Raw genomic sequence first — 22,000 nt, forward strand, 5'->3', positions numbered from 1 at the left:
CCGCGTCAGGCGCCGAAGAAGCGGTAGAAAGCGCGCAACTCCACCTGCACCGCCAGCAGATCAGCCTCGACGAAACGCACCTCGGCATGTGCCGCACATTGCGCCAGGTGCGGCAGGTCCAGCGGATGCACGAAGCCCAGCAGTGGATAACCACCCATGCTCTGGTGATCGGCCAGCAGCACGATCGGCTGGCCATCCGGCGGCACCTGGATGGCGCCGTTCAGCATGCCGAGCGACCACTGCCGTTTGGGCGCCTGCAGGGGGTCGCCACGCAGCCGCGCGCCCATGCGGTCGGACTGCGGACTAAGACGCCAGGGCTGGGTGAAGAACGCCTGGCGCTGCTCCGGCGCGAAAGCCTGGGCATCGCCGCCAAGCATCACGCGCAATGGCGGCGGATTGCGATAGTCCGGCACATAGGGCCAGGGCACCTGCGCAGAACCGGTGAAGGCACCGATGCTCGATTCGCACGGCAGCAGGTCACCCGCCGCCAGCGCGCTGCCGTCGCCATGCAGTCCGCCCAGCCCCTCGCGGGTCTGGCAGGCCACGCTGCCGAGAACGGGCTCGACCTGGAAACCGCCGACCACGGCCAGATAAGCGCGTTGACCGCTGGCGGCGTAGCCCAGCTCCAGCGTCTGGCCGGCACGCAGCGGGAAGCGCGACCAGGGCGCACGCGCCTCGCCATCCACCCGGATCGGCAGCTCGGCGCCGCAGAGCGCCAGCCAGCAGTCCGTCTCGGCCTGCAAGCGCACGCCGCCCAGGGCGATCTCCAGCAAGGGCGTGCCCCAGGCATTGCCCAGCAGGTGATTGGCCCAGGCCGCCGCCTGGATATCCACAGGCCCGCCCGGCGATACCCCAAGGTGCTGCCAGCCGTTTCGGCCGGCGTCCTGCAACAGGCTCAGGGCACCGGGCTTGAGTACGCGCAAGCCGCTCATGGCTGACCACCCGCGCGGCGGAAGGCCGCTTCGTCGATGGGCAGAAAGCGCACGCGGTCGCCCAGCGCAAAGGGACAGGGCGGCTCACGCTGCGGGTCGAACAGGCGCACTGGCGTCAGCCCTAGCAAGTGCCAGCCGCCCGGCGAGGCCTGGGGATAAATCGCGGTCTGTCGTTCGGCAATGGCCAGGCTGCCGGCCGGCACTCGCGTGCGCGGTGTGGCCCGGCGCGGCAGGGCGAGGCGCTCGTCGAGCTCGCCGAGGTAGGCGAAACCGGGCGCGAAGCCGATGGCGCCGACGCGATAGTCGCGCCCGCTGTGCAGATCGATCACTTGCGCCGCGCTCAACCCACACAGGCGCGCGACTTCGGCGAGGTCTTCACCGGCGTACCAGATGGGAATCTCGTGCAAGCGCCCCGCGTCTTCATGGACGGGGTGCGCCTGCCAGTCGGCCAGCAGCGGCTGCAGCAAGCGGGACAGCTCCAGGTGATCGGTGCGGCGCAGGTCGTAGTGCAGCAGCAGCGTGGTCCAGCCCGGTACCAGATCGGTGAGCGATTCGCCCAGTCGCGCGCGCAGGCGCTCGGCAAGTGCGGCGATGCGCAGCGGCAATTGCGCGTCGGGCTGCTCGGCCAGGGTCAACAACAGCGCTTGGGCACCAAAGGGCTCGATGCGAATCATGCGGCGTCCAGCAGGCCGCGCAGGCGGCGCAGCACCGCCAGGGATTCGGGGTTGTCGCCATGCACGCAGAGGCTGTCAGCGCGCAGGCGCAGCGGGTTGCCGTCGATATCCGGGAAGGGCTCGCCACGGGCGATGGCCAGGGCCTGGTCGAGGATGCGCTGCGGCTCGTGATGCACCGCGCCGGCCAGTCGCCGCGGCGCCAATTGGCCATCGGGCAGGTAGGCGCGGTCGGCGAAGGCTTCGAACATCAGCGGCACGTCGGCGGCATCGGCCAGCGCCAGCTCGCGGGTGTTGTCGGCCAGGGCCAGGACCATCAGCGGCAGGCCCTTGCGGTAGGCGGCGCAAGCGTCGAGCACTGCCACCAGCAAGGCGTCGTCACGCACCAGGTCGTTGTACAGCGCGCCATGCGGCTTGACGTAATCGACACGGGTACCGGCGGCGCGGCAGAACGCGTCCAGCGCGCCGAGCTGGTAGAGCACCAGGGCCTGCACCTCTTCCGGCGAGCAACTCAGATGGCGGCGGCCGAAACCGGCGAGGTCCGGATAGGACGGGTGCGCCCCGATGCTCACGCCCTGCTCGACCGCCAGGCGCACGGTGCGCTGGATGGTCAGCGGGTCGCCGGCATGGAAGCCGCAAGCCAGGTTGGCCTGGTCGATCAGCGGCATGGCATGGACATCGTCACCCATCCGCCAGGCGCCGTAGCTCTCGCCCATGTCGCAGTTGAGCAGGATGCGCGGAGACTGGTCGGTCATGGTTTGCCTCGGATTCGCCTTAAGGTTTCGGAAATGTTCCTAGGTTAAACCAGACACTGCCCAATTGGTCGTAGGTAATATCCACTAGCCATCTTGGGGGAGTAACATTCCCGGTTTCCGCCCGCCGACATCCGATGATTTCTCGATGAAAGCCCTGATCCTGAGCGCCTACGCGGCCTCCATCGCCTATGTGCACATGCGCGGCCAAGTACGCCACAAGCTCTCCCGGCAGTTGAGCGATCACTCCAGTTTCTTCGCCCCGCTGAACTGCTTCATGTACCTGTTCTCGCGGGTGCCGAACAAACCCTACCTGTCACCCGACGACTTCCCGGAGATGCGCAAGCTGACCGAGAACTGGGAAGTCATCCGCGCCGAGGCCCTGCGCCTGCGTGAGGCCGGCAGCATCAAGCGCTCCGAGCAGTACAACGACGTCGGCTTCAACTCCTTCTTCAAGACCGGCTGGAAGCGCTTCTACCTGAAGTGGTACGACGAGGCGCACCCGTCAGCCGACGAGGTCTGCCCGCAGACCACCGCGCTGCTGCGCGAGATTCCCTCGGTGAAGGCGGCGATGTTCGCCGAGCTGCCGCCGGGCTCGCGCCTGGTGCGCCACCGCGATCCCTACGCCGGCTCGCTGCGCTACCACCTGGGCCTGGTCACCCCGAACGACGAGGGCTGCTTCATCGAAGTCGACGGCCAGCGCTACTCGTGGAAGGACGGCGAGGCCGTGGTGTTCGACGAGACCTACATCCACTACGCCGAGAACACCACCCGGCACGACCGCGTGATCCTCTTCTGCGACGTCGAAAGACCGCTGAAGTACCGCTGGGTCCAGGCCTTCAACCGCTGGTTCAGCCGCAACGTAATGGCCGCCGCCGCATCGCCCAACGATGCCGGCGACAAGACCGGCGCGATCAACCGCGCCTTCGGCTCGCTGTACAAGATCCGCCTGCGGGGCAAGGCGCTGAAGAAGCGCAACCGCAAGCTGTACTACCTGCAGAAGTGGTCGTTCTTCGCCGCCCTCCTCGGCTTGATCCTGTGGATCTGAGGCAAGGCTGACAGACAACAAAACGCGCCCCGGGGCGCGTTTTGTTTTTCTGCCGTGGCAGCTCGCAGAAGGCTGGTCCGCAGCGGCTCTTCGTAGGAGCGAGGGGGACGCCAAGTTCTTGCTCGCGAACCGCGTTGACCGTAGAGCCCCTCATCGCGCAGGAGCAACAGTCTTTTGGGCTCCCGCGTTCGCGGGAGTGACGGAATTTAGACTCGTCGTCTCCCACGTCGTCCCCGCGAAGGCGGGGATCCAGAAGCTACGTAGGAGCGGATTCGTCCGCGAAAATCCCACGCCGATCCCAACCTGTAGGAGCGGGCCCTGCCCGCGAATCGCGGTGAAGTGGCCTAATGATTCTGGACACCCCGATAGGGCGTTAAGCTTCGCCCACAGCTGAGGTGTTCATGAGCAGAAGATCATTCAGTCCAGATTTCAAACTGGAAGCCGCCCGCTTGGTGGTGGATCAAGGCTATACGGTGCCGGCCGCCTGCAAGGCGATGGGGGTGGGGCCCACGGCGATGCGTCGCTGGGTGGCGCAGTTGCAACTGGAGCGTGGCGGCCAGACGCCTGCGCATAGCAAGGCGCTGACAGAGGATCAGCGGCGCATTCAGGAGTTGGAGGCGCAAGTCCGCCGCTTGGAGCGGGAGAAAGAGATTCTAAAAAAGGCTACCGCTCTCTTGATGTCGGACGCCCTCGACTAGTCAGGCTGGTCGAGGCATTGGGCGAGCAGTATTCGCGTACGGAACTGTGCCGGTTATTCCAGGTAAATCGCAGCAGTGTTTATGCGGCCCGAAAGCGGCAGGCACGCGTCTGCAGTCGACGAGAAGCGTTACGCCAGCGCGTGGTGGAACTGCATGCCCAGAGCCGCAGCGCGGCCGGTGCCCGAACGCTATCGGCCGCCTTGCGCAACGAGGGCTTTCCTGCAGGCCGTTACCTTGCCGCCCGGTTGATGAAAGAGGCCGGGCTCGTCAGTACACAACGCCGTAAACATCGCTACCGGGTTGCCAAGGAACACAGTGCCATCGCGGCCAATGAGCTGGCGCGCCGGTTCAATGTGAGCCGCCCCAACCAGGTGTGGTGCGGGGATGTGACGTACATCTGGGCCGGTGGCCGCTGGATCTACCTGGCCGCCGTGATGGATCTGTATGCACGTCGGATCGTCGGCTGGGCCATGTCCAACCGGCCCGACTCACAACTCACCGGGCGCGCTCTGCGGGTGGCCTACGAAGCCAGGGGCATGCCACAGCAACTGATGTTTCACTCCGACCAGGGCTGTCATTACACCAGCCTCGAATTTCGCCAAATGCTCTGGCGCTACGGCATTCGGCAAAGCATGAGCGGTCGAGGAAACTGCTGGGATAACGCGCCGATGGAGCGATTCTTCAGAAGCCTCAAGTCGGAATGGATACCGCCCTCCGGCTACGTCGATCAGCCCCAGGCGGAAGCCGACGTGCTGCGTTACGTCACCGACTACTACAACCACCAACGGCCACACAGTCACAACGATTACCAGACACCGGCACGGCGTGAAGAGCTGGCTGGATAGACCTAAACCAGTGTCCAGTTTTACTTGACCACTTCACGGACAAGGTCCGCTCCTACGGGGCGTACCTATCGGCCTCAGTACACGTCCCGCCGATAGCGCCCGCTGTCCAGCAGCGCATCCACCCCGGCATCGCCCAGCATTTCGCGCAGCACCGCATCCACGCCGCCGGCCATGCCTTGCAGGCTGCCGCAGACGTAGATGGCTGCGCCTTCTTCCAACCAGTCTTTGAGCTCGCTGGCGTGCTCGCAGAGCAGGTCCTGCACGTAGACCTTTCGTTCCTGATCGCGGGAGAACGCCAGGTCAAGGCGCGCCAGTTCGCCACGCGCCAGGTGGCCTTCCAGCTCTTCCCGGCAATAGAAGTCGTGCTCGCGGTTGCGTTCGCCGAACAGCAGCCAGTTCCGCTTGCGACCTTCGGCGATGCTCGCGCGCAACAGCGAGCGCAGGCCGGCCAGGCCGCTGCCGTTACCGATCAGGATCAGCGGGCGGTCGTCTTCCGGCAGGTGGAAGCCGGCGTTGCGGCGCAGACGCAGTGCCACGCCGGCACCGGGCTGCAGGAATTCGGTGAGCCAGCCGGAGCCCACGCCCAGACTGCCGTCGGAGTGACGCTCCTGGCGCACGATCAGCTCCAGCTGGCCGTCGCTGGGCAGCGAGGCGATGGAGTACTCGCGCGGCGCCAGCGGCACCAGGGCTTCCACCAGCGCCTGCGGATGCAAGCCGACCAGGTGTTCGAGGGAGGCCGGCAACTCACGGTCGGCCAGGGCATCGGAAAGCCCTGCGAGGCGCCCGTCGATTTCGACGCAGGCCATGCCGTCCACGCCCAGGCGCGCGAGCCAGGCCAACACGCGCTCGCGCGGGTGCCGCGGGAGGATTTCCACCAGGTCTCCGGCGCGCCAATCGGCACCGCTGGCCGGCGCTTGCAGACGCAGCAACCAGGTGGACTGCCCCTGGCTGCCCGGATTCAGGTGTTCGCGCCCGGACAAGGTCCAGAGTTCGAACTGCGGCGCAGCGATGGGCGCAGGCGCGGCCGTACCGGTCAATTGCGCGAGGCGCTGCTGCCAGTCGCGCAGGGCGGCGGCGTCGCCGTTGTCCACCTCCACGCCGTCGAACAGTGGCCGGGCGCCCTGCCCTTGCAGCCAGCCCTGCACACGCCGGGCGAAACCGCAGAAGGTTGCGTACTGGCGATCGCCGAGGGCGAGCATGGCGTAGCGCAGCTGGCCGAGGCCGAGGCTCTGGCCGAGCAGCTGGCGCTCGAAACCGCGGGCGCCATCCGGTGCCTCGCCGTCACCGAAGGTGCTGACCACGAAGAGGGCGTTGCGGGTGCTCTCCAGTTGCTCGCGACCCAGGCGCGCCAGCGGTTCCACGCGCACCGGCAAACCGGCCGCCTGCAGCTGGCCGGCGCTCTTCCAGGCGAGCTGTTCGGCGAAACCGCTCTGGCTGGCATAGCCGATCAGCCAGGCATCGGCATCGCCATCGGGTTCGACGCGTGCGGCCTGGACCGCGCGCTTCTTGCGCCGGCGGTCGAGGTAGAGCAGCCAGCCAGTGACGAAGAACAGCGGCATGGTCAGGCTCGCCAGCATCATCAGGATGCGCCCCGGCAAGCCGAAGTAGCTGCCCACATGGAGGGCATACACGCTGGTCAGCAATTGCTTGCCGAAACTGCTGTCGTTGAAGCGCTTGCCGCTGCGCACCTTTCCGCTCAGCGGGTCGAGGGTCAGTTCATTGAGCGCGCGCTCGTGGGGCGCATCGTCCAGCAGGTAGTAGAAGGTCGCCGGCTGCCCGGCCAACCGGCGGCAGACGCAGGTTGTAGCCGGTCAGGCCGGCGCCGGCGTGCTGCTGCAGGCTGTTCCACAGCGCCGCGTAATCGACCTGCGGCGGCGGGCCCTTGGGCGCTTCACCACGCTTGCCGCCACGCGGGCCGCCGCCCTGGCGCTGCTGGCCAGCCGGGGCGTCGTCGAGCAGCTTGAACAGCGCGCCGCGATACCAGTCGTAGGACCAGAACAGCCCGGTCAGCGCCGCCAGCAGGTAGAAAGCCAGGCACCAGGTCCCCGCCACGGCGTGCAGGTCCCAGTTGAAGGCACGGCCCTTCTTGCGCCAGTCGAGGGTCAGCCAGGTGCGCCAGCTCAGCCAGCGCCGCGGCCAGCGCAGGTACAGGCCGGACAGGCAGAAGTAGAGAAGGATCAGCGTGCAGGCGCCGGTCCCCTGCCCGCCCGCCTCGCCCGATGGCGAGGAAGCGGTGCAGCTGCATGACGAAGCCGAAGAAGCCTTCGCCGACCGGAGCCGGCAGCAGCTCGCCATCGTAGGGATCGACATAGCGCATCTCGCCGCGGCGCTGGCCGGGCGGCGGGCTGAACATGATGCGCGCCGCCTGGTCGCCGTCCACGGTGTTCCACACGCTGGCAACCGTTTTGCCCGGCACGGCGCTTTCGACGCGTCGCACCAATTCGTCCAGCGCCAAGGTGCCGGTCGGTTGCCGCTGCACGACCAGGCTGTCGGGGTTCAGGGCGCGCAACAGCTCGTCCTGGAACGACAGGGTGGCGCCGGTGACGCCCATCAGCGCGAGCACCAGGCCCGCGCTGATACCGAACAGCCAGTGCAACTGGAACCAGACTTTCTTCAACACCTTGCTTTCACCTCGAGACGCCGCGCGCCGACATTAAAAAACCCGCCCGAAGGAGCATCGGGCGGGTTGCACGGGAACCCGTGCGATCAGAAGTGCAGGTTCACCCCCAGCAGCGCGGTGCGCCCCGGAGCCACGTGGGCCATGTGGGTGCTGTAGACCTGGTCGAAGTAGCGCTTGTCGGTCAGGTTCTGCACGTTGAGTTGCAGGTCGACGTTCTTGGTCAGCTTGTAGGCGGCCATGGCGTCGTAGCGCCAATAGGACGGGATGTAGGTCGAGTTCGCGGTGTTGCCGAACTGCTTGTCGACGTAGGTGGTGCCGCCGCCGATGGTGAGGTCCTGTACCAGCTCGTAGGTGCTCCACAGGGTGAAGTTGTTCGGCGCAACCTGCGGCATGCGGTTGCCCTCGTCGGACTTGGTGGTCGACTTGAGGATCTCGCTATCGAGGTAGGTGTAGCCGCCGAAAACCTTCCACTTCGGCGTCAGCTGGCCGCTGAAGCCCAGTTCCACGCCCTGTACGCGCTGCTCGCCCTCGAGCACCTGGTAGGTGCTGTTGTCCGGGTCGGTGACGCGGGCGTTGGTCTTGTCGGTACGGAACAGCGCGGCATTGAGCGACAGCGCGTCCTCGAAGAAGTCCCACTTGGTGCCGATCTCGTAGTTGCGGTTGCGTTCCGGGTCCAGGCTGCTGTTGGCCAGGCTCACGTCGGTCGAGCCATTGCCGCCGGTCTCGCCGGTGGGGTTGCTGGAGGTGGACCAGGCCACGTAGACGCTGCCGTTGGGCAGCGGCTTGTAGACCAGGCCGGCCTGGTAGTTCCAGAAGTGGGTGTTGCTCTCGCGGTCGAAGTAGCCGGCAGGGGTGGTGCGCCCGGCCGTGGCGTAGCCGCTGGACTCGGTGTCGAAGTCGTCGTAGCGCAGGCCCAGGTTGAGGTCCCACTGCTCGGCGAGCTTTATGGTGTCGAAGACGTAGGCCGAGGCGGTCTTGGTGTCAGTATCGGTGTAGGCCGGGCTGTCGGCGATGCTGCCGGTCCAGGTGTCGCCAGGCGTCGGGTTCTCCAGGCTGGTGCAGTCGCCGCTGGCCAACAGCCGCGCGTTGCAGAGGTTGCCCGGGGCGCCGGGGGTGATCACGTAGGGACGGTTGTGCACGTCCTCGTAGCTGAACTCCACGCCAGTCACCAAGCTGTGCTGGTAGCCGGCGGTGTCGAAGCTGGCCTTCAGGTCGGTCTGGTTGACCCAGCCCTTGGTGGTCGAGTTGCGGCTCTTGGCCGAGCGATAGACATAGCCGTTGACCACGTTGCCCTTGCTGTCGTCGGGGTTGGTCACGATGTAGTCCAGCGTGGTGCGCACCATGCGGAAGCTGTTGGACAGCGTGAGGTCGTCGTTGAGGTCGTGCTCGATGCGGAAGGTGCCGCTGTCAGTGGTGCTCTTGCGGTAGTCGCGATCGTTCAGGCCGTAGAAGTTGTCGCGGTCCACCGACGCCGGTTTGCTCGGGTTGTGCTGGCTGCGGTTGACGTTGGTCAGCGGCAGGCCGTAGTCCGGCATGTCGTCGGTGCTGAGGTGGTAGTAGGAGAAGGTCGCGCGGGTCGGCGTGTCGAAGCCGAAGGTGACGGTCGGCGCCACGCCCCAACGGCTGACGTTGACCTCGTCGCGGCCGGCGACGTTGGCATCGTGCTTCATCAGGTTCAGGCGGAAGGCCGCGTTGTCGGTCAGCGCGTGGTTGACGTCCAGGGTGGTGCGGCGGGTCTGGTCCGAGCCATAGGTGAAGCTGGCGTCGTTGAAGTCCTCGAGCTTGGCGGTCTTGCTGATCAGGTTCAGGCTGCCACCGGTGGAGCCGGCGCCGGTGTAGGCCGAGCCCGGCCCCTTGCTCACTTCGATGCGCTCGATGTTGAAGATCTCGCGGGTCTGCGAGCCGACGTCGCGCATGCCGTCGAGGAACGTATCGCTCTCGGCGTTGAAGCCACGGATGAACGGCCGGTCGCCCGCAGGGTTGCCACCCTCGCCGGCGCCGAAGGTGATGCCAGGGGTAGTGCGCAGGGCATCTACCAGCGTCAGTGCGCCAGTGTCCTTTATTACCTGCTGCGGGATCACGGTGACGGTCTTGGGCGTGTCCAGCAGCGGCGCGGTGTACTTGTCCGACGCCGAGCGCTGGACGTTGTAGGAGGTTTCGTCGACAGCCTGGTCGACCACGGTATCGGTGCCCAGGGACACGACGTCACCGCCGGTCTTGTGCTCCACGGCATCGGCGGCATGGACGAACGGGCTGCCGGACATGGCGGTGATGGCCACGCCGACGGCGGAGGCCAGGCGGCGCGGAGTGAAGGCGGCTTCGGCGGATTGACGCAACATCGAAAGTTCCCTCCCCAGGGACTTGCTGAAGGCCGCGCAATCTAGTCCAAATGCGATTACATATCAATTAGAACTAATTCTCAGAAGCATTTTATTTACAAAATTTACACATTCGGACCTGCGGCAAGCTGTCTGTTGGACGCCGCCAATGAAAATCAATATCATCTCCCCCTTTCATTTAGCGAGGCCCCGCCATGCTCCTGCACGTTCCCGGCGTCTTCACCCGCGAAGAAGCGGCACGCATACGCGGCGCCCTCGAGCAGGCCGAATGGGGCGACGGCAAGGCCACCGCCGGCTACCAGTCGGCCCGCGCCAAGCACAACCTGCAGCTGCCGCAGGAGCACCCGCTGGCGCAGGAGATCGCCACGGCCATGCTGCAGCGCCTGTGGAAGAACCCGCTGTTCATGTCCGCCGCGCTGCCACACAAGGTGTTCCCGCCGCTGTTCAACTGCTACACCGGCGGCGGCAGCTTCGGCTTCCACATCGACAATGCCGTGCGCGACGCCCAGGGCGGCCGCGAGCGGGTGCGTACCGACCTGTCGTCGACGCTGTTCTTCAGCGATCCGGAGGACTACGACGGCGGCGAACTGGTGATCCAGGACACCTACGGCGAGCAGCGCGTGAAACTGCCCGCCGGCGACCTGGTGCTCTATCCGGGCACCAGCCTGCACAAGGTCGAGCCGGTGACCCGCGGCGCGCGCTACGCCTCCTTCTTCTGGACCCAGAGCCTGGTGCGCGAGGACAGCCAGCGCAGCCTTCTGTTCCAGATGGACCAGGCACTGCAGCAGCTCAACCGCGACGTGCCGGAACACCCGGCGCTGATCGAGCTGACCGGCAGCTACCACAACCTGCTGCGCCGCTGGGTGGAGGTCTGACATGGGCTTCGTGCTGCGCCGCGACGACATCGTCCATGTCGACGATTTTCACCAGGAGCTGGGCGACGACCCGCGCAAGGCGGCCCGGCTGATTGTCGAAGCAGCCCGCCAGGGCGAGCTGGAAGCCCAGGCATTGCTCGGGCAGATCCTCCTCGACGGCCAGGGCATCGAACGCGACCCGGCGCTGGCTGCGACCTGGTTCGGTATCGCCGCACAGCGTGGCCACAGCATGTCGCGCAACATGCTCGGGCGCTGCCTGGAGCACGGTTGGGGCGTGCCGGTGAACCTGGCCGCCGCCGCCGAGCAATACGCCCTGGCGGCGGCCGACGACCTCGACTGGGCGCTGTACAACCTGGCCAACCTGCTCGCCACCGGCCGCGGCGCGCCAAAGGATCCAGCGCACGCACTGGCGCTGTACATGCGCGCTGCAGATCTCGGCCATGCCAAATCGATGAACCTGGTCGGCCGGCATTTCGAGGAAGGCCTGTGCGTGTCCCGCGACCTTGACCAGGCCCGCGAGTGGTACCGCCGCTCGGCGGAGGCCGGGGACTTCCGCGGCCAGTTCAGCCATGCGGCGATGCTGGCCGAGGCCGGCGAACTGGAAGCGGCCCTGGACTGGCTGCGCCGCGCGCTGGAAGGCGGCAACCTGAAATTCCTGCGCGTCGCCCGCGGGCAACTGGAACAGGCCAGGCAGGCGCCGCTGCGACAAATGGCCCTGGAGTATTACCGCCGCGCAGCCGATCTAGGCGACGCGAACGACATCGAAATCCTGGCCAAAGCCCTAAAACGCCTGGTATTTTCGTCGATCGAGTGATTTTCTGAAAATTTCACAGATTTGACGACTTTTTCACAATTGGACTGCTAGCCTCGCCCGCTTCCTGAAGGCCGCCCTTCTTTCCGGCGGCGGCCCGCAATCAACTCGCGAGGCGAGCGTGTCGATATCTACCCCCTCCCGCCGCAAGGTGGACTGGGCCGGCCTGGGCTGGCTGCTGCTGTTCTTCTGGTACTTCTCCGGCGTCACCCAGCTGCTGATCCTGCTCAGCGGCACCACCGGTTTCTCCGGTTTCCGCGACGCCTTCTTCCTCAGCAGCCTGTGGCTGGCCCCGGTGCTCCTGCTGCCGCGCTTCACCCGTGGCATCTCGGCCGTCATCGGCCTGGTGCTGTGGGCGGCCTCGCTGGTCGGCCTGAGCTACTTCGGCATCTATCACCAGGAGTTCTCGCAGAGCGTCATCTTCGTCATGTTCGAGTCGAACACGGCCGAAGCCGGCGAGTACTTCAGTCAGTACTTCAGCATCTGGCTGTGCCTGGCGCTGCTGGTCTACACAGCGGTCGCCGTGCTCCTGTGGCGCCGCGTGCGCCCGGTGCGCCTGCCGCTGCTGGCCCGCGTGCCGGTGGCCGTGCTGCTGGTAGCGATGAACCTGGTGTACCCCTTCTACAAACAGATGGTCACCCAGGAGCGCAGCTTCGCCGAGGCACTTGAGAAAGTGCAGCAGCGCATGGAGCCGGCCGTGCCCTGGCAACTGGTGGTGGGCTACGCGCAGTACCGCCAGCAGTTGGACAACATGCAGAAGCTGCTCGAGCAGAACGCCTCGCTGCCGCCGCTGCAGAACCTCAAGGACGCCAGCGGCGAAGCACCGCGCACCCTGGTGCTGGTGCTGGGCGAGTCGACCACCCGCGAGCACATGCACCTGTATGGCTACGACCGCGAGACCACGCCCAACCTCGACGCGCTGGCCGCCAGCGACCGCAACCTGGCGGTGTTCAAGGACGTGGTCTCGCCCCGCCCCTACACCATCGAGGTCATGCAGCAGGCGCTGACCTTCGGCGACGAGCAGCACCCCGACCGCTTCCTCACCGACCCGTCGCTGATCAACCTGATGAAACAGGCAGGCTACAAGACCTTCTGGATCACCAACCAGCAGACGATGACCAAGCGCAACACCATGCTCACTACCTTCTCGCAGCAGACGGACGAGCAGTTCTACCTGAACAACCAGCGCAACCAAAACGCACGCCAGTACGACGACGTGGTCTTCGCCCCCTTCGAGAAAGTGCTCAAGGACCCGGCGCCGAAGAAGTTCATCGTGGTGCACCTGCTCGGCACGCACATGGACTACCGCTATCGCTACCCGGACGAGTTCGCCCGCTTCAACGACCGCAAGGGCATGCCCTCCGGCCTGAGCGACGACCAGGCGCAGACCTACAACTTCTATGACAACGCGGTGCTTTATAACGACTTCGTGGTCTCGAACCTGATCAAGCGCTACGCCGGCACCGACCCGAACGGCTTCCTGCTGTACCTCTCCGACCACGGCGAAGAAGTCTTCAGCTCCGGCAAGCACGACCGCCTGGGCCGCAACGAGAACGCCCCGACCCGGCCGATGTACACCATCCCGTTCATCGTCTGGACCTCGCCGAGCTGGCAGGCGGCACACCCGCGCGACCTACCGTCGCTGGCCGCACGCCCGTACAGCAGCTCGCACCTGATCCACACCCTGTCGGACCTGGCCGGCCTGAGCTACGACCGCTTCGAGCCGGGCAAGAGCCTGGTCAGCCCGAACTTCGTCCAGTCGCCGCGCTGGATCGGCGACCCCTACGAGAAGAACGGCCTGCACGAGTTCGACAAGCTGCCGGCAGAGAGCGAGGTGAGCGACCAGCAGATCGCCCACGACGCCAAGGCCCCGGCGAAGAAGCCCGCCGAAGGCTGATCCGCCCACCCCGAAACACCCCCCCCCCCCCCCCCGTTTTCGTTTTGGAAGACGCACCAATAGCCCTTCCCTGTAGGAGCGGGCCATGCCCGCGATTCGCGGCCATGGGCCGCTCCTACAGAGGAACTCCGTGCCATGCGGTTCGCGGATGAATCCGCTCCTACACAGACTCGCCTCCTCCGCGTTCGCGGGGAAGACGTGAATGGGCAGCACGGTGCAGGAGTGCAGGAGCGGAGCTTGACCGCGAAAGATCGCGGGCATGGCCCGCTCCTACAGGTCGGCGACGCATCGATGCGAACGGTTACTCGCTTTACGGCCGCTCCGCTCACCACAAAGAAAAAGCCCCGCATTCGCGGGGCTTTCTTCACTACACCGATGCCTCAGATATAGAAGGACTTCAGCGGTGGGAAGCCGTTGAACTCCACCGCGCTGTAGCTGGTGGTGTAGGCACCGTACTTGTAGTTCTCGTACATGATGTCGGCGCTGTCGCAGGTCGGGCCGGCGATCACCACTTCTTCCATCTCGCCTTTCTTCTCGGTCCAGATCGGGAACTTGATGGACTCGTCCATGGTTTCGATCAGGCCGGAGAATTTGCCCACGTCGACATAGACCCAACGGTCGACCGCGGTGCGCGACTTGCGCGCTACCAGCACGACTTCCGAAACCAGGACCCCGGCGTTGGCGATCAGCGAACGGCCCGGCTCGAGGATGATTTCCGGCAGGTCGTCGCCGAAGTCTTCCTTGAGGAAGCGGATGATTTCCTCGGCGTAGGTTTCCAGGCTGTTGGTGCGCTGGATGTAGTTGGCCGGGAAGCCGCCCCCCATGTTGATCATCTGCAGGGTGATGCCGTCTTCTTCCTTCAGGCGATCGAAGATCACCTTGACCTTGGCGATGGCGGCGTCCCAGACGTCGATGTCGCGCTGCTGCGAGCCGACGTGGAAGGACACGCCGTAGGGCACCAGGCCCAGTTGCTTGGCGAGGATCAGCAGGTCCAGGGCCATGTCCGGGTTGCAGCCGAACTTGCGCGACAGCGGCCAGTCGGCCGAGCTGGAGCCTTCGGTGAGGATGCGCACGTAGACCTTGGCGCCCGGGGCGGCCTTGGCGATGTTGCGCAGGTCGGCCTCGGAGTCGGTGGCGAACAGGCGCACGCCCTTCTCGAAGAAGTAACGGATGTCCCGGGACTTCTTGATGGTGTTGCCGTAGCTGATGCGCTCCGGGCCGACACCGGTCTTCATCACCTTGTCCAGCTCGTAGATCGAGGCGATGTCGAAGTTCGAGCCCTTGTCGCGCAGCAGTTCGGTGATCTCGGTCGCCGGGTTGGCCTTGACCGCGTAGTAGATCTTGGCGAACGGGAAGCAGCCGGTCAGCTGATCGTAGGAATCGGCGATGGTCTGCTTGTCGATGACGACGAAGGGGGTTTCCTGCGTGTCGGCGAACGCCTTCATGCGCCGGAACGTTTCAGGGGCGAAGTAATCCTCGACCTTGATGGACATGGTTGGGACTCCCAATGGCAAAACACATGGATACGTAGGGGTGAAGCTGAACGTCTAATCCGTTTCCCCACTTTGGTTCGCCTACTTCCCAAGGCATGTCGCCGAGGATCAGACCTTCAATGCATTAGCGGCTACTGCAACCCTCTCATGGCTAGGCGCTTCGCCGAAGACAGTAGTGGTCCTACGGCAAGGCGGTGCAACAACGCCAGGAGAGGGTTGCGGGAGTCGCATGGCACCGAAGCGACCTCTCGTCGTCAGTACTTGAGCCGGATGGATCGTTTCCAGCATGGACGTTCGGGCGCGAACTTTAGGACCTGAACTCCCTGAGTTCAATAAAAAAATGCCGCTTTGAAGCAACCTTTTGTCACTAGTTCGATTGACTGTTTCAGATACTCAACAAAACGCTTGGAATAACGCACAGACGCGGGTTCCAGGGCCTTTCGCGACGCTTCATCTTCCCTCGCATTTCTGACAGACCGGCGACAGCGCCCGATGTTCCGACCGCCCGGACCGGCGACCTGATCGCGAACGCGTTTCACGTTATAATCCCGCGTTTTTCCGGGCCGACCCTCGCCCGACGCCACCTATCCAGCAGGCACGCATCCATGACCAACCAGGCCGCCGAAGTCGCCAAGCGCCGTACGTTCGCGATCATCTCCCACCCCGACGCCGGTAAGACCACCATCACCGAGAAGCTGCTGCTGATGGGCAAGGCCATTGCCGTCGCCGGTACCGTGAAGTCGCGTAAATCCGACCGTCACGCGACCTCCGACTGGATGGAAATGGAGAAGCAGCGCGGCATCTCCATCACCACCTCGGTGATGCAGTTCCCCTACCGCGAGCACATGATCAACCTGCTCGACACCCCCGGCCACGAAGACTTCTCCGAAGACACCTACCGCACCCTGACCGCGGTGGACTCGGCGCTGATGGTTCTGGACGGCGGTAAGGGCGTAGAGCCGCGGACCATCGCCCTGATGGAAGTCTGCCGCCTGCGCGACACCCCCATCGTCAGCTTCATCAACAAACTCGACCGCGATATCCGCGACCCCATCGAGCTGCTCGACGAAATCGAGGCGGTGCTGAAGATCAAGGCCGCGCCCATCACCTGGCCGATCGGCTGCTACAAGGACTTCAAGGGCGTCTACCACCTGGCCGACGACAAGATCATCGTCTACGTCCCAGGCCACGGCCACGAGCGTATCGAGACCCAGGTCATCGACAAGCTCGACAGCGACGAAGCCCGCGCCCACCTCGGCGACCTCTACGAGAACTTCCTGGAAGAGCTGGAACTGGTCCAGGGCGCCTGCCACGAGTTCGACAAGCAGGCCTTCCTCGACGGCGAGATGACCCCGGTGTTCTTCGGTACCGCGCTGGGCAACTTCGGCGTCGACCAGGTGCTCGACTGCATCGTCGACTGGGCGCCGCAACCGCTGGAGCGCGGCACCCACGAGCGCACCGTGGCGCCGACCGAGGAGAAGTTCTCCGGCTTCGTGTTCAAGATCCAGGCGAACATGGACCCGAAACACCGCGACCGCATCGCCTTCATGCGCATCTGCTCGGGCAAGTACGAGAAGGGCATGAAGATGCGCCACGTGCGCCTGGGCAAGGACGTGAAGATCGCCGACGCCCTGACCTTCTTCTCCAGCGAGCGCGAGCAGCTGGAAGAGGCCTACGCCGGCGACATCATCGGCCTGCACAACCACGGCACCATCCAGATCGGCGACACCTTCACCGAAGGTGAAGCCCTGGGCTTCACCGGCATCCCGCACTTCGCCCCGGAACTGTTCCGCCGCGTGCGCCTGAAGGACCCGCTGAAGTCCAAGCAGCTGCGCCAGGGCCTGCAGGAACTGGCCGAGGAAGGCGCCACCCAGGTGTTCTTCCCCGAGCGCAACAACGACATCATCCTCGGCGCCGTGGGCGTGCTGCAGTTCGACGTGGTCGCCAGCCGCCTGAAAGAGGAATACAAGGTCGAGTGCGCCTACGAGCAGATCAACGTCTGGTCGGCCCGCTGGATCGAGTGCAAGGACGAGAAGAAGCTCAAGGAGTTCAAGGACAAGGCGTTCGAGAACCTCTCCGTGGACGGCGGCGGCCACCTCACCTACCTGGCGCCCACCCGCGTGAACCTGAGCCTGATGGAAGAGCGCTGGCCGGACATCACCTTCCGCGCTACCCGCGAACACCACTGAGTTCGCCGCTCACGAAAACGCCCGCATGCAGCGGGCGTTTTTGTTTTCGGCGCCAGGGTTCGCGAGCAAGCTCGCTCCTACGAAGAGCCAGCGCCATGCCTCACCTGTAGGAGCGAGCTTGCTCGCGAACCGCCACGATCTCCAGCCCCTCCAGCCAAATCCGACGGCCCCGCCTGCGACGCTTCGAATTCACCCCGAGAAGGAGTGGGAGCATGGGCTTTCACGGCAAGAACCTGCGCAAAGGTCGCCACTCGATCCCCGGTCAGATCTACCTGCTCACTACTGTCACTGCCGACCGCGAACGCCTCTTCGAAGATTGGTCGACATCCCAGCAGGTCTGTCGGGAAATCCATGCCACCGATTGCCTGCAAAGCCTCGCCTGGGTACTGATGCCCGACCACCTGCATTGGCTGTTCCTGTTGAACGAAGGCAGCCTCGAACAAGCCATGCAACGTTTCAAATCGCGCAGCGCCATCATCGCCAACACATCCTCGAACCGCACCGGCAAGGTCTGGCAATCCGGCTTCCACGACCGTGCCATTCGACGCGAGGAAGACCTCAAGGCTGTCGCCCGGTACGTCATCGCCAACCCGTTGCGAGCAGGGCTGGTAAAGCGCATTTCGGACTACCCCTTCTGGAACGCGGCATGGCTGTAATCCAAACCTTGTAGGAGCGAGCTTGCTCGCGAACGAGCCTCGCAGCGGAATTTGGTTCGCGAGCAAGCTCGCTCCTACGAAGAGCCGTCCGCGTCACGGATCGAGCGCGCCGGAACTCCAGGTAGAAGACGGCGCCGAACCGGTGAACTTCGCCGCAATCGCCCCACGCGGGATCAGGCGGTCACGGTAGCGCGTGGCGAGCATTCCGGTTTGCGGTGCCGTCAGCACCACTTCGCTTTCTGCGTCGCCGGGTCTCGCGATGATGCGGGCGAAGCGTTCGCCCGCCTGTACCACTTCGCCCAGCTCGCGCTCGAACACCAGCACCCCGGCCATCGGCGCGAACACCGTTTCCATGAAGCCCATGGGCACCGCGACGCCCTTCCACTGCGGCAGCTTTGCGTGTTGTTCGATGACGCCGCGTCCACACAGAAACGCCCACAAGCCATCGGCATCCTGTTGCGCCAGCGCATCGCTGACGTCGCCCTGCCCACGCAGTTCCACCGTAGCCACCAGGCGCCCATCGAAGCGGCCTTCGGCGAGCCAGGGCTCGATCACCACTTCCTCGAAGGCGCCGTCGCCGTCGCCTTCCCAGATGATCGCCAGTTCGGCTCGCAGCGCCGCCGCCAGGTCCTGCCCGGCGGGCCAGAAGCGCTCGTGGAGATAGACGTACTGCAGCGCCTCGTCGTCGGTGTGCAGGTCGAGGACGATGTCCGCCGGAGCCGCCAGGGCGGCGAGCTGGCGCTGCCAGTCGGTGAGGTTGTCCAGGGTTCCCGTGGCCTTTGCCGAGGCCGGAAAGCCACGGTTGAAATTGCGTCCACTGCCTTCGTGGTTGCGCCCGAGAATACGCCCCTGGCGGAACTGGCCGATGCCGAACGGATTGGCTTGCGGGACCAGCGTCACGCTGCCGTTGAGCAGGCCGTGCTCGGCCGCTTCGCGCAGGCGCGGCAGCAGTTGGTGGAGCACCAGCATGCCGGCGATTTCATCGGCATGGACACCGGCCTGCAGGTGCACGCGCGGGCCTCTATGACCGCCGTCGATGCGCCATGCCGGCACGCGCAGGAGTGCACCGGAATCCCCCGTCACCTGCAGCGAAATTTCCTCGATCATCACGCCTCCTCGTCTGCTCGCGGGGCATGGCAAATTCGCCTGGCGCCCCCTAGTATCGATCCCCACCTACCGCGCCCCGCACAAGGAACTCCCCGCGTGGACAGCCCCCGCCCGAAAGCCCGCCGTGCGACACCCGAGGAGCGCCGTGACGATCTGGTCCGCGCCTGTCTCAAGTGCCTGGTCGCCGATGGCCACGCCGGCATCTCGGTGCGCAAGATCGCCAAGGAAGCGGGCGTCGCCGTGGGCCTGGTGAACCACCATTTCGGCAGCATCGAGGCGCTGGTCGCCCAGGCCTACGAAACCCTCGCGAGCGAAGTGACCCACTCCTTGCGCGAGTCGGTCGCCGATGCGGGTAATGATCCCGCCGCGCGCCTCGATGCCTTCCTCGTCGGCTCCTTCTCGCCGGGTGTGCTCGACTCCGACCTGCTCAGCCCCTGGGTGGTGTTCTGGAGCCTCATCCGCCACTCGGCGCCAGTCAACGACGCCCACGAGCGCGGCTATCACGCCTACCTGGAACTGCTCGAAACGCTGATCGTCGACCTGGCGCAAAGCGAGGACTTCGGCATCGCCAATCCGCGCCTGGCCGCCATCGGCCTGTCGGCCATGCTCGACGGCCTCTGGCTGGAGTGGTGCCTCAACCCGACTACCTTCAGCGCCGAGGACGGCCTGGAACTCAGCCGTCGCTGGGTCGAAGGTCTGCGCCGCGGCGCCTACGCCTGACCGCCTGCCTTTACCTTGCGCCGCCAGAACAGCCAGCCGACGCGCGAGCGCGGCAGGTTCGCTGCGCCGCGCACCGGCGTGCTGCGTTCCAGCAGGCTGAAGGCGCCCTGGATGATGAACGTCAGGCACACGTAGATCGCCGCCACCATCAGCAACGGCTGGTAGACCTGGAAGGTTTGCGCGCGCACCACGTTGGCCGCGCCGAGCAGGTCGACCACGGCGATGGTCGAGGCCAGCGCGGTGGACTTCAGCAACAGCACCGTTTCCCCGGCCAGGGTCGGCAGCAGCAGGCGGATCGCCCGTGGCAGCCAGACGCGATAGAGCACCAGGCTGCGGCGCATGCCGAAGGCCGCTGCGGCCTCCAGTTCGCCACGCGGCACGGCCTTCATGCCGCCGCGCACCACCTCGCCGACGTAGGCGCCGACCGAAAGCACCAGCGCCAGCACGATGTACCAGTAGCCATCGCGCAGGTAGGGCCAGAGGAAGCTGCTGCGGATCGGCGGGTACTGGGCGAAGAGGCTGCCCAGGCCGTAGTAGCAGGTGTAGATCTGCACCAGCAGCGGCGTACCGCGGATCACGCTGGTGAACGCCAGACTGCCCTTCGCCAGAACAACGTTGCGTGACATCCGCGCCAGCGCCACCAGCAGCGCCAGGGCGAAGCCCAGGACTGCGGAAACCAGCAACAACGAGAGAGTGGTGCCCAACCCGCGCAAGAGCAGCGAGCCGTAGGTGAATATCCAGTGATCGCTCATCGCGCGCCTCTCAGACTGCCGGAATCCAGCGGCGGAATCGTCGCTCGAGCCAGCCGGAGAACAGGTTGGAAAGCACCGTGAGCACGTAGTAGAGCGCCGCGGCGGTGAGGTAGAAAGTCAGGTAGTGGCGGGTCGAGCCGGCCGCCTGGCGGGCGGTATAGAGCAGCTCGCTGGTGCCGACCACGCTGATCAGCGCGCTGTCCTTGATCAGGTTGACCCAGAGGTTGGCCATGCCGGCCAGCGCGTTGGGCGCCATGATCGGCAGCGTCACCCGGCTGAACAGGCGCCAGCCGTGCATGCCGTAGGCCCGCGCCGCCTCGATCTGGCCGTAAGGGATGGCCTGGATGGCGCCACGGAAGATCTCCGATGCATACGCGCCCTGCACCAGGCCGAGCACAGCGATGGCGACCATCATGCCGTTGAGCCGCACCTCGCCGTAGCCGAGCCAGGCGAACAGCTGGTTCAGGCCCGAAGAGCCGGCGTAATAGAGCAGCAGGATCAGCAGCAGCTCGGGCACTGCCCGGCCGAGGGTGATGTAGCCGCGCGCCAGGGCGGCGAGCGGGCGGGGTCCGTTGAGTTTGGCGCTGGCCACACCCAGGCCGATGAGCAGGCCGAGCAGGAAGGCGCCGAAGGAAATCTGCAGGGTCACCAGCAACCCGCGCAGCAGGGCCGGTCCCCAGCCCTGGGCACCGAAGCCGACCAGATCCAGATAAGACTGCATGACGAAGTCCTCGAAACGACGGCGCCGAGACCGTGGGCGGCGCCGGATCATCACTGCTGCTTGGGCGCTACGCTCAGGCCGAAGTACTTGTTCGACAGCTGCTTGTAGTCGTCGCTGGCCAGCAGCTTGCCGATGGCGTCGTCGATCTGCGCCTTCAGCGCGGTGTCTTCCTTGCGCAGGCCGGCGCCCACGCCACGGCCGAACACAGGGTCGTAGGGCACCTCGCCCTTGGAAACGATGCCCGCGGCCTTGGCATCCGGGGAATCGAGGAAGGCCTTCACGGCGACGCCGTCGGCCATCATCAGGTCGATGCGCCCGGCCACCAGGTCGGCGTTCACCGAGTCCTGGGTGTCGTAGTAGCGAACGTCGGCGATCTTCTCGTAATACTTCTTCAGGTAGCTGGAGCTCACGGTGGAGGTCTGCACGCCGATCACCTTGCCCTTCAGGCCCTCGGGGCTGATCTTGATCTCGCTGGCGGCAGGGGCGGCCACGGCCACCGGGGTGTCGTAGTAGGGCACGCTGAAGGCGATCTGCTTCTCGCGTTCTTCGGTGATCGACATGGAATTGAAGATCACGTCGATCTTCTTCGACAGCAGGGCCGGGATGATGCCGTCCCAGGCCACTTCGTCGATCTCGCACTGCGCCTTGAGCTCGGCGCAGACCTTCTGGATCAGGTCCGGCTCGAAGCCGGTCCACTTGCCGTCCGGCTGCTTCACCGAGAACGGCGGATAGGGTTCCGCCGCCAGGGCGAAGTGCAGGGTCTGCGCCTGCGCACTGGCCATGCCCGACGCCAGCAATGCCGTACCCACCAACCAACCGCAAAGACCATTCTTTTTCATGATGCCCCTTCCGCTTTCTTGTGGATTGTTGTGCT

Annotated in this window: 17 protein-coding genes and 1 pseudogene; 8 read left to right on the forward strand and 10 right to left on the reverse strand. The window is 65.5% G+C overall.

Going from position 1 to position 22,000, the window contains the following annotated elements:
• Window positions 1-5: 5 nt before the first annotated feature.
• Genes PKB_RS23125 through PKB_RS23135 form a run of 3 tightly spaced genes read right to left on the reverse strand, consistent with a single transcriptional unit; the run spans window position 6 to window position 2,358 of the window.
• Window positions 6-932 carry a 5-oxoprolinase subunit C family protein gene (locus tag PKB_RS23125; protein WP_043254883.1) on the reverse strand — a complete coding sequence of 309 codons (927 nt, stop codon included), beginning with the start codon at window positions 930-932 and terminating at the stop codon, window positions 6-8.
• Entirely contained in the window at window positions 929-1,606 is a 678-nt protein-coding gene (gene pxpB, locus PKB_RS23130) for a 5-oxoprolinase subunit PxpB (protein ID WP_043254885.1), read from the reverse strand. Before pxpB ends, PKB_RS23125 begins: the two co-directional genes overlap by 4 nt.
• Window positions 1,603-2,358: a 5-oxoprolinase subunit PxpA gene (locus PKB_RS23135; RefSeq protein WP_043254886.1), complete on the reverse strand. Its 756-nt coding sequence runs from the start codon at window positions 2,356-2,358 to the stop codon at window positions 1,603-1,605. Before PKB_RS23135 ends, pxpB begins: the two co-directional genes overlap by 4 nt.
• Window positions 2,359-2,503: 145 nt before the next feature.
• On the opposite strand from PKB_RS23135, the gene lpxO reads away from it, so the two are divergent.
• Window positions 2,504-3,403, forward strand: coding sequence for a lipid A hydroxylase LpxO (gene lpxO, locus PKB_RS23140; RefSeq protein ID WP_043254888.1), 900 nt, complete (start codon window positions 2,504-2,506; stop codon window positions 3,401-3,403).
• A gap of 401 nt (window positions 3,404-3,804) precedes the next feature.
• Window positions 3,805-4,946, forward strand: a protein-coding gene (locus PKB_RS29345) for an IS3 family transposase (RefSeq protein WP_371365441.1) whose coding sequence is annotated in 2 segments (ribosomal slippage) — window positions 3,805-4,057 and window positions 4,057-4,946 — 1,143 coding nt in all. Because the reading frame shifts where the segments join, the coding sequence is not laid out codon by codon here.
• Between the two features lie 74 nt (window positions 4,947-5,020).
• Here PKB_RS29345 and PKB_RS23155 read toward each other — a convergent pair.
• Both PKB_RS23155 and PKB_RS23160 read right to left on the reverse strand, forming a co-directional pair.
• Window positions 5,021-7,563 (reverse strand): annotated as a pseudogene (locus tag PKB_RS23155) (PepSY domain-containing protein).
• A gap of 89 nt (window positions 7,564-7,652) precedes the next feature.
• Window positions 7,653-9,905, reverse strand: a complete 2,253-nt coding sequence (locus PKB_RS23160; protein ID WP_043254890.1) for a TonB-dependent receptor — start codon at window positions 9,903-9,905, stop codon at window positions 7,653-7,655.
• A 194-nt stretch (window positions 9,906-10,099) separates the two neighbouring features.
• Here PKB_RS23160 and PKB_RS23165 point away from each other — a divergent pair, with 194 nt between their 5' ends.
• The 3 genes from PKB_RS23165 to PKB_RS23175 all read left to right on the forward strand — a co-directional run bounded on the left by PKB_RS23165 (window position 10,100) and on the right by PKB_RS23175 (window position 13,488).
• Entirely contained in the window at window positions 10,100-10,780 is a 681-nt protein-coding gene (locus PKB_RS23165; RefSeq protein WP_043254892.1) for a Fe2+-dependent dioxygenase, read from the forward strand.
• 1 nt (window position 10,781) lies between these two features.
• Complete coding sequence (locus PKB_RS23170) at window positions 10,782-11,594, forward strand: tetratricopeptide repeat protein (protein WP_043254893.1); 813 nt, start codon at window positions 10,782-10,784, stop codon at window positions 11,592-11,594.
• A 118-nt stretch (window positions 11,595-11,712) separates the two neighbouring features.
• Window positions 11,713-13,488 (forward strand): phosphoethanolamine transferase CptA, encoded by a 1,776-nt coding sequence (locus PKB_RS23175; RefSeq protein WP_197539237.1) that lies wholly within the window; start codon window positions 11,713-11,715, stop codon window positions 13,486-13,488.
• A 380-nt stretch (window positions 13,489-13,868) separates the two neighbouring features.
• Here PKB_RS23175 and PKB_RS23180 read toward each other — a convergent pair whose 3' ends face one another.
• Window positions 13,869-14,981 carry a type III PLP-dependent enzyme gene (locus PKB_RS23180; RefSeq protein WP_043254896.1) on the reverse strand — a complete coding sequence of 371 codons (1,113 nt, stop codon included), beginning with the start codon at window positions 14,979-14,981 and terminating at the stop codon, window positions 13,869-13,871.
• 605 nt (window positions 14,982-15,586) lie between these two features.
• Between PKB_RS23180 and PKB_RS23185 the strand changes: the two genes are divergently transcribed.
• Together PKB_RS23185 and PKB_RS23190 are read left to right on the forward strand one after the other, a co-directional pair.
• Entirely contained in the window at window positions 15,587-17,170 is a 1,584-nt protein-coding gene (locus PKB_RS23185; RefSeq protein ID WP_043254898.1) for a peptide chain release factor 3, read from the forward strand.
• 212 nt (window positions 17,171-17,382) lie between these two features.
• A complete protein-coding gene (locus PKB_RS23190; protein WP_043254900.1) occupies window positions 17,383-17,826 on the forward strand; it encodes an REP-associated tyrosine transposase in 444 nt (147 codons plus the stop codon).
• A gap of 93 nt (window positions 17,827-17,919) precedes the next feature.
• Here PKB_RS23190 and PKB_RS23195 read toward each other — a convergent pair whose 3' ends face one another.
• Window positions 17,920-18,933 (reverse strand): M14 family metallopeptidase, encoded by a 1,014-nt coding sequence (locus PKB_RS23195; protein ID WP_043254901.1) that lies wholly within the window; start codon window positions 18,931-18,933, stop codon window positions 17,920-17,922.
• 96 nt (window positions 18,934-19,029) lie between these two features.
• On the opposite strand from PKB_RS23195, the gene PKB_RS23200 reads away from it, so the two are divergent.
• Window positions 19,030-19,653 carry a TetR/AcrR family transcriptional regulator gene (locus PKB_RS23200; RefSeq protein ID WP_043254903.1) on the forward strand — a complete coding sequence of 208 codons (624 nt, stop codon included), beginning with the start codon at window positions 19,030-19,032 and terminating at the stop codon, window positions 19,651-19,653.
• On the opposite strand, the gene PKB_RS23205 is transcribed toward PKB_RS23200, so the two are convergent.
• Genes PKB_RS23205 through PKB_RS23215 form a run of 3 tightly spaced genes read right to left on the reverse strand, consistent with a single transcriptional unit; the run spans window position 19,644 to window position 21,965 of the window.
• On the reverse strand, window positions 19,644-20,405 hold the full coding sequence (locus PKB_RS23205; RefSeq protein WP_043254905.1) for an ABC transporter permease: 762 nt from the start codon (window positions 20,403-20,405) through the stop codon (window positions 19,644-19,646). The genes PKB_RS23200 and PKB_RS23205 overlap by 10 nt on opposite strands.
• Before the next feature lie 10 nt (window positions 20,406-20,415).
• Entirely contained in the window at window positions 20,416-21,126 is a 711-nt protein-coding gene (locus PKB_RS23210; RefSeq protein WP_043254906.1) for an ABC transporter permease, read from the reverse strand.
• A 50-nt stretch (window positions 21,127-21,176) separates the two neighbouring features.
• Complete coding sequence (locus PKB_RS23215; protein ID WP_043254908.1) at window positions 21,177-21,965, reverse strand: transporter substrate-binding domain-containing protein; 789 nt, start codon at window positions 21,963-21,965, stop codon at window positions 21,177-21,179.
• Window positions 21,966-22,000: the final 35 nt, after the last annotated feature.

This window comes from Pseudomonas knackmussii B13 (assembly GCF_000689415.1).
In the GTDB taxonomy this organism is placed as follows: Bacteria; Pseudomonadota; Gammaproteobacteria; order Pseudomonadales; family Pseudomonadaceae; genus Pseudomonas; species Pseudomonas knackmussii.